Source organism: Mycolicibacterium lutetiense (assembly GCF_017876775.1).
Classification (GTDB): domain Bacteria; phylum Actinomycetota; class Actinomycetes; order Mycobacteriales; family Mycobacteriaceae; genus Mycobacterium; species Mycobacterium lutetiense.
In genome coordinates, this window is sequence record NZ_JAGIOP010000001.1 from 433,551 (window position 1) to 445,574 (window position 12,024).

At 66.1% G+C, this 12,024-nt stretch carries 11 protein-coding genes; 7 read left to right on the forward strand and 4 right to left on the reverse strand.

Annotated elements, in window-relative coordinates:
• Positions 1-2: 2 nt before the first annotated feature.
• The 5 genes from JOF57_RS02170 (at position 3) to JOF57_RS02190 (ending at position 4,552) form a co-directional block, all read left to right on the forward strand.
• Entirely contained in the window at positions 3-689 is a 687-nt protein-coding gene (locus JOF57_RS02170) for a helix-turn-helix domain-containing protein (protein ID WP_209913195.1), read from the forward strand.
• Between the two features lie 435 nt (positions 690-1,124).
• On the forward strand, positions 1,125-2,213 hold the full coding sequence (locus tag JOF57_RS02175) for an MmpL3/TtfA transport complex stabilizer (RefSeq protein WP_209913197.1): 1,089 nt from the start codon (positions 1,125-1,127) through the stop codon (positions 2,211-2,213).
• Positions 2,214-2,431: 218 nt separating this feature from the next.
• Complete coding sequence (locus tag JOF57_RS02180) at positions 2,432-2,680, forward strand: hypothetical protein (protein WP_307869945.1); 249 nt, start codon at positions 2,432-2,434, stop codon at positions 2,678-2,680.
• A gap of 104 nt (positions 2,681-2,784) precedes the next feature.
• Positions 2,785-4,146 (forward strand): cation:dicarboxylate symporter family transporter, encoded by a 1,362-nt coding sequence (locus JOF57_RS02185; RefSeq protein WP_209913200.1) that lies wholly within the window; start codon positions 2,785-2,787, stop codon positions 4,144-4,146.
• Positions 4,147-4,237: 91 nt separating this feature from the next.
• A complete protein-coding gene (locus JOF57_RS02190; RefSeq protein ID WP_209913202.1) occupies positions 4,238-4,552 on the forward strand; it encodes a hypothetical protein in 315 nt (104 codons plus the stop codon).
• A gap of 4 nt (positions 4,553-4,556) precedes the next feature.
• Here JOF57_RS02190 and JOF57_RS02195 read toward each other — a convergent pair whose 3' ends face one another.
• Positions 4,557-4,868, reverse strand: a complete 312-nt coding sequence (locus tag JOF57_RS02195; RefSeq protein WP_209913204.1) for a hypothetical protein — start codon at positions 4,866-4,868, stop codon at positions 4,557-4,559.
• Between the two features lie 120 nt (positions 4,869-4,988).
• Here JOF57_RS02195 and JOF57_RS02200 point away from each other — a divergent pair, with 120 nt between their 5' ends.
• Positions 4,989-6,611 (forward strand): fatty acid--CoA ligase, encoded by a 1,623-nt coding sequence (locus JOF57_RS02200; protein ID WP_209913207.1) that lies wholly within the window; start codon positions 4,989-4,991, stop codon positions 6,609-6,611.
• 90 nt (positions 6,612-6,701) lie between these two features.
• On the opposite strand, the gene JOF57_RS02205 is transcribed toward JOF57_RS02200, so the two are convergent.
• Together JOF57_RS02205 and JOF57_RS02210 are read right to left on the reverse strand one after the other, a co-directional pair.
• Complete coding sequence (locus tag JOF57_RS02205) at positions 6,702-8,462, reverse strand: hypothetical protein (protein ID WP_209913209.1); 1,761 nt, start codon at positions 8,460-8,462, stop codon at positions 6,702-6,704.
• A gap of 128 nt (positions 8,463-8,590) precedes the next feature.
• Positions 8,591-9,781, reverse strand: a complete 1,191-nt coding sequence (locus JOF57_RS02210; protein WP_209913211.1) for a lipid-transfer protein — start codon at positions 9,779-9,781, stop codon at positions 8,591-8,593.
• Positions 9,782-9,862: 81 nt separating this feature from the next.
• Between JOF57_RS02210 and JOF57_RS02215 the strand changes: the two genes are divergently transcribed.
• Positions 9,863-10,912: an NAD(P)H-dependent amine dehydrogenase family protein gene (locus JOF57_RS02215; RefSeq protein ID WP_209913213.1), complete on the forward strand. Its 1,050-nt coding sequence runs from the start codon at positions 9,863-9,865 to the stop codon at positions 10,910-10,912.
• A 26-nt stretch (positions 10,913-10,938) separates the two neighbouring features.
• Here JOF57_RS02215 and JOF57_RS02220 read toward each other — a convergent pair whose 3' ends face one another.
• Positions 10,939-11,994 carry a zinc-binding dehydrogenase gene (locus JOF57_RS02220; RefSeq protein WP_209913215.1) on the reverse strand — a complete coding sequence of 352 codons (1,056 nt, stop codon included), beginning with the start codon at positions 11,992-11,994 and terminating at the stop codon, positions 10,939-10,941.
• Positions 11,995-12,024: the final 30 nt, after the last annotated feature.

Below are 12,024 nucleotides of genomic sequence, written 5' to 3' on the forward strand. Positions count from 1 at the left end.
GCATGCCCCGGCACGGTGATCGCGTCGAATCGGACCGCGGGGTCGGCCTGCAGCGGCAGCGGGTAGTTGACCTGCTGCGTGCCGCGGACACCCCGGTCGATGCGCGACAGATCGCCGAGACGCTGCGGATCCATGTCACCACGGCGCGGTTTCACCTGAGCACGCTGGAGGAGCAGGGCGTCATCCGCCGTGGCGGCGCGGCCTCCGGTGCCGGCCGCGTCGGCCGGCCCCGGCTGACCTATGAGATCGCCCCGCGCCTCGACTACGCCGACATCGTTGCGTTGTTCGCGGCACATCTGGGCGGCACCCCCGAGGAACGGGAAGAGCGCGCGCTGCGGATCGGTGCCGATCTGGCGCGTCGGGTGCGGGTGGCGCGCCGGCGCGATGAGACGTCGATCGCCGATCTGGTAGTGGCGACCCTCGGCGAACTGGGATTCAAGGTCCGTTCGGTGCTCAGCTCGTTCGGCGAGGTGTCCGTGGAGATCTGCACGTGTCCGCTGGCCGAGGTCGCGGTCGATTCCCCCGAGGTGGTGCGGGGCATCCAGCAGGGCATGATCCAGGAGGTCATCGACCTGAATGCCGAGGTCATCGGTGGTCGATACCAGGCTGCGGTACGCCCCGACGCCCGCCACGGATCGTGTGAGGTGAGCCTCGTGGTTCGGCCGGTGACGGACCAGTTGCCGGGGTAGCGAATTACCGATCCCGCATGGCACATCTTTCACAGCTGTCACAGGCGGCTGCCCGCAATGCTGGTCACGGAGTCTTGACGCCTACGAAAGTTTGCTGGCGTGTCGGGGTGTGATCTACCGCTCACTTTTGCCGGCGAAGGTAAGAATTGCCATTGACGGTCCCGCTGCTCGCGAAATGTGACATGTCCGAGGGCTCCGTCGAAGTGCCTGGTAACGGGCATTTAATCAGATGCGACCAAAAGGTAACGGCTCGATAACAAAGATTTTCCTAAGCGCATTCTGAGGGAGAATTGGTGGTGGTCACGTATTCGCTGTGAAGTCGTTCGGGAGCTGTCGGTTCCGTCGCTAGACTCAATGCAACCGCGCCACTCCCGGTGCAGATCAACTTGAAATCTAGAGCCGGCTAAAGCTCCGCCGGCGGAGGTGCCGATAACGATGGCAAAGAACTTCCTGCGCGCGCTGACTGCCCTGCGCTCTGGCCGCAATGACCGCGCCATCGACGATATGTCTCCCCGCGGCGTCGTGTTCGACGGTGCGCTCGACGGTATCGACGTCGCCGGTCTGGCCGAGGTCGGCCGTGGGCCCATCGGCGACATCGCCGTGGATCCCGACCGCGACACCGTGGTGGTCACCAACGCCGGAGCTCAGAGCCTGACGGTCCTCAATCCCCACACGATGGGCGTGGTGGGCTCGGTCCGACTGGCCGGCGACCCGTTCGCCGTCGTCGTCGCCGATGACCACGCCTACGTCAGCGTCTCGGGCACCGGGCATGACTCGATCGTCACGGTCGACACCATCACCGGCGCCGTACTTGCCGAATACCCGCTGGCCTTCGGTGTCACCGCCCTGGCGATCAGCCCGGACGGCAAGCGTGTGTACGCCGGTCGCACCGGCCACGAGCGCATCGACATCGCCGTCATCGACACCACCGCCGAGCGCGTCGGCACGATCGACATCGCCACCGGTGCCGGCATGAACCTGGATGCCCTGCAGATCGACTCGACCGGTAAGCGTCTTTGCGTCGCCACCTCCGATCCCCGCGGCAGCCGGCTGGTCGTCGTCAACACCGAAACCGCCCAGGCAGAGGCCACGGTGTGGGTCGGCGCCCCGATCCGCGACATTGCGATCGGCGACGGCGTTGCCTACGTGCTGACCTCCGACCTTGAGAATCGCGGCGTGGTCCACACCGTGGACCTGTCCGCCGGGACCGTGGTGGACGCCGTCGAGGTCGGCGGGGCACCGACCCAGCTGGTGCTGAGCCCCGACGCCACCCGCGCGTACCTGGTCGACTACGACCGTGTCGTCGTCTGGTGCGCACTGACCAGCGAAATTCAAGGCAGCATCGACGTGCACGCGCAGCCCGCGGCGGTCGCCTTGTGCGACAACGGAACTCGGCTCTACATCGCCGACTATGCCGGCCAGGTCAACGCCTTCGACGTCGCCGAGTCGCTGTACTCGCAGCTGTCCGCGGTGCACGCGGTGGAGATGCACGCACTGCCCGCCCTGGCGCCGGTCGGCGTCTGATTCATCGCGGGTGCCGCCCCCCCATTTGTGAAGGCAATGATCTTCCACCACGGTGGCCCGGATATCCGCTGGTAGCGGGATTGCTCCGATAACCCTGAGACCCTTCGCGGCCGTCAATTGAGGGCTGCTGTTCGTGGGCGCTGAGTCGTAGAATCTCTCCATAAGCAGGGTCGAGGGTGATCCAAGGGAGACCTGCGATGAGCTGCATGATTCATCGCGTGACAACCATCAGCATGGCTGCGGTCGCGTCGCTGGCAGTGGTAAGCATGAGCTTCCCGGTGGTCAGTAACGCCACCGAGTGCGGCGTGGGCACCGTCTTCGATCCACCGTCGAACACCTGCGTGGCGGCCCCGTTGCCGCCGCCTCCACCACCCCCGCCGCCGGCGTGGAACGGTGACGTCACGCCCTACTTCTCGGTGGGTATCTGTGCACCGATTCCCTTCGTCGCACTCTGTGCGGGTATCTGAGCGGGCGGTCATCGCCGGAACCCAATGAACGAAAAGTGACCTGGGTCACCCTAAGGTCGAAGGTGCGTATTACCGTGCGTTCGAAGTCAACTGGAGGTGGCCCGATGACCGTGTCCGCAGATCCGCAAGTAGAGCCGTCGCCCCCTCCGCGTCGCGACCGTACCCATTGGCTCTACATTGCGGTCATCGTGGCCGTCGTCATCGGTGTGGTGGTCGGGCTCGTGGCACCCGAGGTGGGCAAGAACGTCGGCGTGCTCGGCACCATGTTCGTCAACCTGATCAAGATGATGATCGGCCCCATCATCTTCTGCACGATCGTGTTGGGGATCGGCTCGGTACGCAAGGCCGCCACTGTCGGGAAGGTCGGCGGCCTGGCCTTCGGCTATTTCCTGGCCATGTCCACGATTGCGCTGACCATCGGTCTGGTGGTCGGCAACCTGATTCACCCGGGCAGCGGCATGCACCTCTCGGAGAGCTCGGCAGGCAAGGGTGCTGAACTCGCGGAGAAGGCGCACGAGTCCGGCGGACTCATGGACTTCGTCCAGGGCATCATCCCCGAGACGCTGTTCTCGTCGCTGACTGCCGGGAGCGTGCTTCAAGCCTTGTTCGTGGCGCTGCTGGTCGGATTCGCGCTGCAGGCCATGGGCAGCTCCGGTGAACCGATCCTGCGCGGTATCGAGCACCTGCAGAAGCTCGTCTTCAAGGTGCTGATCATGATCCTGTGGCTGGCGCCCATCGGTGCGTTCGGCGCGATCGCCAACGTCGTCGGGCAGACCGGCTGGACCGCCGTCACCCAGCTGCTGACGCTGATGTTGGGCTTCTATGTGACCTGCGTGCTGTTCGTGTTCGGCGTGCTCGGCCTGCTGCTGCGCGCGGTGTCGGGAGTGTCCATCTTCAAGCTGGTGCGCTACCTGGCCCGCGAATACCTGCTGATCTTCTCGACCTCCTCGTCGGAGTCGGCGCTGCCGCGGCTCATCGCCAAGATGGAGCATCTGGGCGTCGACCGCAGCACGGTCGGAGTCGTTGTGCCGACCGGATATTCGTTCAATCTCGACGGCACCGCGATCTATCTGACCATGGCGGCGCTGTTCATCGCCGATGCGCTGAGCGCCCCGATGTCCGTCGGGCAGCAGATCGGCCTGCTGGTGTTCATGATCGTCGCGTCGAAGGGGGCGGCCGGCGTGACCGGCGCCGGATTGGCCACGCTGGCCGGCGGCCTGCAGGCGCATCGCCCCGATCTGCTCGACGGGGTCGGCCTGATCGTCGGGATCGACCGGTTCATGTCCGAAGCCCGCGCGGTCACCAACTTCTCCGGCAATGCGGTGGCCACCCTGCTGGTCGGCTCGTGGACCCACACCGTGGACAAGGCCAAGGTCGATGCGGTGCTGCGCGGTGACGATCCGTTCGACGAACTCACCATGGTCGACGACCACTCCTCAGCTGGCACCCAACCGGCCCCCGCTTAGCCGCCCGCGTTGAACCAGTGCCGAGCCTGGCCCGTAACAACGGGCAGGGCATCACCGAAAAGGAGTATGCGAGAAGAAAGAAGACACGACCATGCGGGCATCAATCATCATGCTCGCCGCGTCGGGGGCGGCTATAGGCACACTTCTGGCGACCGCCGGCCCGGCATATGCCGATTCGGCGATCGAAACGATCGGGCTGCTGGAAGCCGAGGGGTTCTATGTGAACATCGATCGAGTGGGCAGTGCGCCACTGGACCAATGCACCGTCACGAGCATCCGCAACCCGCAGACCCAGACCCGGCTCATCCGGGTCGAGCGATTCGGCAAGAACGGCGCGAAGGAATTCGACCTGATACCCGTGGTGGTGCGTCGCACTATCACCGTGTCGCTCGACTGCTCGAAGTAACCACTCAGCGCTGGCAGTTGAGCGAGACCGACACCGTCCTGCTGGTGGTCGTCGGGAGCAGTATCCGGTTGTTCCCGCCGAGGCCCGGCCCGACATAGGGCATCAATTGGGAGATGTGTTGGGGGTTGCGCACATCGGTGACCACGCACTGGTCCAGCGGTGCGGTGCCGATCTTGTCGATGGTGACGGTGTACCCCTCACCCTGCAGCCGGCTGATCGTCTCCTGGGCGGTTTCCTCGGCCGATGCCACCGCGGACGACGCGCCGATCATCCCGAACACCGCCACGGCGACGGTGAGGGACCACTTCATGCGCATCGACCCCATTGATCTCCGAACCCTTTCGCCGGTACGAACCCATCTTCCTCTACATACATCGTTCGGGGAATTCGAATCGTTCCCGCCGGTCCTTCCCCGCGAACGCATACCATCGCGCCCGTGGACAGCACGATGCAGAACTGGCCGTTGACGATCACCGCGATACTGCGCCACGCCTGCGCAGCCAACGGCGACCGGACCGTGACCACCGCGTGCGGCCAGGGCCGCTACCGCACCATCAGCTATCGCGAACTGGGCGAACAGGCGGCTCGGTTGGCGCATGCCCTGCGCGGGCTGGGGATAGCCGGTGACGAGCGCGTCGGCACCTTCATGTGGAACAACACCGAACATCTCGCCGCCTACCTCGCCGTGCCCGCGATGGGTGCGGTGCTGCACACCCTGAATATCCGGCTCGCACCCGAACAGATCGCCTACATCGCCAACGAGGCGGCCGACCAGATCGTCATCGCCGACGCCTCCGTCGCGCCCCTGCTCGCCCCGGTGCTGCCGCTGCTGGAGACCGTGCACACCGTGATCGTGGTCGGCGACGGGGATGCCGGCATGCTGACCGGAAAGACGGTGCTGCGCTGGGACGAGCTGCTGGCAGCGCAGCCAGAAGAGTTCGAATGGCCGGAGATCGACGAAAACTCCGCGGCCGCAATGTGTTACACCAGCGGTACCACCGGCAACCCGAAGGGTGTGGTGTACAGCCACCGGTCGAGCTACCTGCACGCGTTGAGCACCTGCACGGCCAACGCACTCGACGTCAGCTGCAGCGACTCGGTACTGCCGATCGTGCCGATGTTCCACGCCAACGCGTGGGGGCTGCCGTATGCGGCGCTGATGGCCGGCGCCGACCTGGTGATGCCCGACCGGTTCATGGACGGCGGCTCGTTGATCGACCTGATCGAATCGCAGCGCCCCACGCTGGCCGGCGCGGTGCCGACCATCTGGAATGACGTCATGCACTGCCTGGAAAAGAACCCGGGACACGATGTTTCGTCGCTGCGACTGGTGGCCTGCGGTGGTTCGGCGGTGCCGCTTTCGCTGATGCAGACGTTCCAGCAGCGCCACGGCGTGTACATCCAGCAGGCCTGGGGGATGACCGAGACCTCACCGCTGGCCACGGTGGCCAAACCGCTGCCGGGGGTGTCCGAGGAACGGCAGTGGGAGATGCGGGTCAGCCAGGGCAGGCCGATGTGCGGCGTGGAGGTGCGCGTCGTCGATGACGAAGGCGCCCCGGTGCCCAATGACGGCAAGTCCGTCGGTGAGCTCGAGGTGCGCGGGCCGTGGATCACTGGCGCCTACTACCTGGGCCGCGACGCCGAGAAGTTCGACACCGGCTGGCTGCGCACCGGGGACGTCGGCTCGATCGATCCGCAGGGCTACGTCACGCTGACCGACCGGGCGAAGGACGTCATCAAGTCCGGCGGGGAGTGGATCTCGTCGGTCGAGTTGGAGAACCACCTGATCGGGCATCCGGCGGTGCTTGAGGCGGCCGTGGTCGGAGTGCCCGACGAGCGCTGGCAGGAGCGTCCGCTGGCGGTGGTGGTGCTGGAGTCGGGTGTTTCGGCCAGCCCGGGGGAGCTACGAGAGTTCCTAGCGGAAAAGGTGGTTCGCTGGTGGCTTCCGGAGCGATGGACCTTCGTCGAGCAGGTGCCACGCACCAGTGTGGGCAAGTACGACAAGAAGACCATCCGGGCCCGTCACGCCGACGGCGCCTACGAGATCGTCACGCTCTAGTGCCGTCGAGTGTCGACTATGGGCCCGCAACATCCTGGCCCAGGCCGCCGAGATGGAGAACACCTCCACGACCATGCAGGAAATGCGTAATCACTTCGGCGTTGGGAGGACGTCGACGAGATCGCCCCGGCCATCTACCGGCTGCAGTCTCGACGCTTGGGTTACCTTGGCACACAGTAGGACGCTCAATGGCACGCCGAACAGCAGCATCGCGAGCGTCGGATCGCCGGCCGAAATGTCCGGAAGGCACGAGACGATCGCCGAGGCCGCGGCGACCAGCAACAGCTGCGCCGACACCGTCAGGACGCTGCCGGCGTGTTCCTCGTCGCGGTCAACTGCCGGCAACGCCCACAACAGTGCAAACAACGCGGCGGTGACTGCGATGACGGGCGTCAACGGGACGGCGATGACGTTCGGCAGCCAGGATGCACCACTGACGATCAGCAGCGGGATGAGCACCAGCCGGTTCGTCATCTCCGACGATATGGGTGTTGGTCTACCAAGGAGGCCGAAGATCGTTGCGACACAACCGATGATGGTCAGGCAGATGGCAACCTGCGGAGCCTTCGCCCAGAAGGTGACGGGCCAGTGGTAACCCAACTGGTCGCCCAACACCCCGATGTAGACAGGGACCAGGAACAGCAGTCCCACTCTCGCGACTGCCTGTCCGACCGTGCCGTCCCACCGCTCACGCAGCGCGATGGGGACCAATGCGGCGAGGCCGAGCCAGGCGATCAGGAGAACGAGGCCTTCGGGCGGTGAAATGCTGTCAGCCCGCGGACCAGTGATCGCATCCGCGACCAGGTTCACGATCAGGACGATGGCGATCAGGATGTGGACGGCGAGTGCGCTGACACCGATGGCCAAAGTCGCGGCCACGTCGCCGCGCTGCACCAACGGCGTCCGAAACGAGCGCTGGGTCACGTAGGCGATGGCGACCGCGACGAGGACGGCGTGTGGCCACGTCCAAGGGTGGCCAAGCCCCCAATAGTCCTCGATGAAGCCCGAGGAGACTCCCGCGACGCCGGACACCTCGAGCACGATGACACCGACCGCGACGGCGCAGATGATTGCGGTGAGCCGCCAACCGCCACGATGCGCGGAGATCTGCTGGGCGACGGCCGACCGGGAGTGCGCGGCCAGTGCAACGCCTGCGGTGGCCATGGCCCCGACGAAGGCGAGCGCGATGCCGGGAACGTAGGTCCGGGTCGAGACATCGGCGATGAACATTTCGAGCAGTTCGCCGTCAGGCGGTGGCTTGGCGGCGTTCAGGGCGAGCCCGAACCGGAGATTCGCATGGATGGCGGGGATCCATGGCGCCGCGACAAGGCAGGCGAGCACGAGCCCCACCCACGGCCGGGGAGCGCGGCGCCGCACGTGCAGACAGCCGATCACCACCTCGGCGCCGGCGAGCCACGCGACGGCCGCGGGGATCGTCTGCCAGTCGCGGCCGATTGCCAGCATCAGGACGGGGATCAGCGGGACCCACACCCCGGCACACCACGCCAGCGCCGCGTGGTGTCGCGGGGCGTCCGGGCCGGTGGCCGTGACGACGTAACCTGCGGCGGCCGCGCCCGAACCGATGGCGAGGCCGCCCAGCAGCGGCCAGAACGGCGAGTAGAGGAACACGAGTTCGCCGCCGTAGAGGCTGCCATTCTTCGACTCGAACAGGCCCGGGATGAAGCCGAACGCCAGCATGATCACGGAGCCGAGCCAGGTAAGGACGGCGAGGATGCGCAGGGGTACCGCGATGCGGCCGGGGCCGAGGCGCGCCGGCCGGTGCCTGGCTTGCTGCCACAGAGGGTTCCACAGGCGTTGCGACAAGGGCACTTGCTCAGGTGTCTGATCCACCGCGGCATCATTGCCGAGCGCACTTGGTGATTACTTGGATGGCCGGGCTAGTTTCTCCAGCGAGCAGACGCAAAACTGCCCCTTTTCGCTGGAAAAGGGGCAGTTTTACGTCTGCTCGGCGGGAGTGGTTACCGCTCGGCGCGCTGGTAGGCGGTCACGACGGCCGCGCCGCCGAGGCCGATGTTGTGCTGCAGGGCCGCCGTCACGTTGTCGACCTGACGCTTGTCGGCGGTGCCACGCAACTGCCAGGTGAGCTCTGAACACTGGGCCAGGCCCGTCGCACCCAGCGGATGGCCCTTGGAGATCAGCCCGCCCGACGGGTTGACCACCCAGCGGCCCCCGTAGGTGGTGTCGTTGTTGTCGATCAACCGCGCCGCCTCGCCCTCACCGCACAGGCCAAGGGCTTCGTACAGCAGCAGCTCGTTGGCGGAGAAGCAGTCGTGCAGCTCGATGACCTGGAAGTCCTCGGGGCCCAGCCCGGACTGCGCGTAAACCTGTTGGGCAGCTTGCACATTCATGTCATAGCCGATGACGTTGGCCGCACTGCCGTCGAAGGTCGACGTGAAATCCGTCGTCATCGCCTGGCCGACGATCTCCACCGCCTGTGCGGCCAGCCCGTGCTTGTCGACAAACGCCTCACTGGCCACGATCACCGCGCCCGACCCGTCGGAGGTGGGGGAGCACTGCAGCTTGGTCAGCGGATCGGAGATCATCTTGGCGCCCAGGATGTCGTCGAGGGTGTACTCGTCCTGGAACTGGGCATACGGGTTGTTGACCGAATGCTTGTGGTTCTTGTAGCCGATCTTTGCGAAGTGCTCGGCGGTCGTGCCGTACTTCTTCATATGCTCACGCCCGGCCGCACCGAACATCCACGGCGCGACGGGGAACGCGAACTCGTCGATCTCGGCCAGCGCCTTGACGTGGCGGCCCAACGGGGACTCGCGGTCCTGTGCGCCGCCGCCCAGCGAACCGGGTTGCATCTTTTCGAAGCCCAGGGCCATCGTGCAATCGGCGAGTCCGCCGCGGATCGCCTGTGCAGCAAGGTAAAGCGCGGTCGAGCCGGTAGAGCAGTTGTTGTTGACGTTGACGATCGGGATGCCGGTCATACCGAGTTCGTAGAGCGCACGCTGACCCGAGGTGGAATCCCCCGAGCAGTACCCGACGTAGCCCTGCTGCACCCGGTCATAGGAGATGCCGGCGTCCTCGAGGGCCTTGGTGCCCGACTCGCGCGCCATGTCCGGGTAGTCCCAGCCTTCTTTGCTGCCCGGTTTCTCGAACTTCGTCATCCCCACACCGACGACGAAAACTTTGTTAGCCATGCCGAGAAACATACAGATCGCGGTTTCCGTGGTGTAGAGATAGTTGGAACACGTTCTAGTTTTCTTCGGAAGGGGTGTTCCGTGCTCAAGGTCGTGCAGTGGGCTACCGGTGGCGTCGGCGTTGCCGCGATCAAGGGCGTGCTCGAACATCCTGACCTGGAACTGGTCGGCTGCTGGGTGCACTCCGAGGCCAAGAACGGCCGCGACGTCGGCGAGATCATCGGCACCGAACCTATCGGCGTCGTCGCCACCAACAGCGTCGAGGAGATTCTGGCGCTCGACGCCGACGCGGTGATCTACTCGCCGCTGATCCCCAACCCTGACGAGGTCGCGGCGCTGCTGCGCTCGGGCAAGAACGTCATCACCCCCGTCGGCTGGCTGTACCCGAGCGAGAAGCAGGCCGCGCCGATGCGGGCCGCCGCACTGGACGGCAATGCCACGCTGCACGGCACCGGCATCGCCCCCGGTGGGATCAGCGAGAAGTTCCCGCTGGTGTTCTCCGCGATGGCCACCGGAGTGAGTTTCGTTCGTGCCGAGGAGTTTTCCGACCTGCGCACGTATGAGGCACCCGACGTGGTGCGCCACGTCATGGGATTCGGCGGCACCCCCGACACCGCACTGAGCGGGCCGATGCAGAAGATGCTCGACGGCGGCTTCATCCAGGCCGTCAAGATGGTCGTCGACCACATCGGGTTCACCATCGACCCGCGGATCCGGGCCACGCAGGAGATCGCCGTGGCCACCGCGCCCATCGACTCGCCGATCGGCGTGATCGAACCCGGTCAGGTCGCCGGCCGCAAGTTCCACTGGGAGGCCCTCGTCGACGGCGAACCCGTCGTCCGGGTCACGGTGAACTGGCTGATGGGTGAGGAAAACCTCGACCCTGCATGGACTTTCGGTCCGGCCGGGCAGCGTTACGAGATGGAGGTCCGCGGTAACCCGGACTTCACGGTCATCATCAAGGGCTTCCAGTCCGAGGCGGGCGAGGAAGGCCCGGAGTCAGGCGTCGTCGCCACCGCCGCGCACTGCGTCAACTCGGTGCCCGCGGTGTGCGCGGCCGAACCCGGCGTGGTGACCTACCCGGACCTGCCGCTGATCAGCGGTAAGGCCGCTCCAAAGCTCGCCGGCTGAGCCGGCCATCCGGCCTGAGCTAAGGCTCAGGGCCGCACCAGAATCCGGATCGGATTGCCCTCCTGGCGCTCCAGCTTGTCGATACCGATCGCGACATCCTCCAGTGACACGATCTCGCTGATCGATCGGGACAGATCCAACCTGCCCAGCGACACCAGCGTCGCCAGTGTGGAGATGTCGACGTTCTGGTAGCCCAGGTGGCCGAGCACCTGCTTCTGGGTGAGGCCGAACATCGACGTAGGGCCGATCGTCGGCTCCTGGGCACTCATACCGACCGCAACCAGCCGGCCGCCGACCGTCAACTGGCCGAGCGCCTGCTCGAAAGTCGACTTCAAACCGACGGCGTCGAACGCCACATCCAGGCCGCGACCCCCGGTGACCTCACCGATCTTCTCGCCGAGGCGGTCGTCTCCCGCGTCGAACGCGTAGTCGGCGCCCAATTCCACGGCCCGCTCCAGCACCTCGGGTTTGATATCGACCGCGACCACCGGCACCGCGCCCACCAACCGGGCCAGCTGCACGATGTGGGTACCGACCCCGCCCAGGCCCCACACCCCGACGGACTCGCCGATGCCGACCTTGCCGGTGCGCACCACCGCGCCGTACGGCGTCGACACCGCATCGGCGAGGATCGCCGCCTGCTCCAGCGGCACGTTGTCGGGAACCCGGGTCAGACCCACCGCCTGGGCCAGCGTGTACTCGGCCCACGCCCCGTCATAGGCGAAGGCCATCAACCGGATTCGCAGGCAGTTGGCGATGTCCCCCCGCCCGCAGTTGGGACATTCCATGCAGGGCCGGCCCGCCGCGACGATGACCCGATCGCCCTCGGCCCAGCCGGTGACGTCGGGGCCGAGCTTGGCGATGGTGCCCGACGCCTCGTGGCCCTGCGTCACCACCGGGGCCTGCGCCGGGAAAGTCCCGTTGATCAGGCTCAGATCCGAATGGCAGATCCCACAGAACGCCACCTTGACCAGGACCTCGCCCGGTCCCGGCTCGGGAATCGGAACATCTTCCACCACAACTCTTTTGGTGTCGGCGTAGAAACGCTCGGCCCGCATCGTCGGCCCAAGATCGGATGTCATGGCTTCCCTCCGTCTGCCCGGTTACTATCC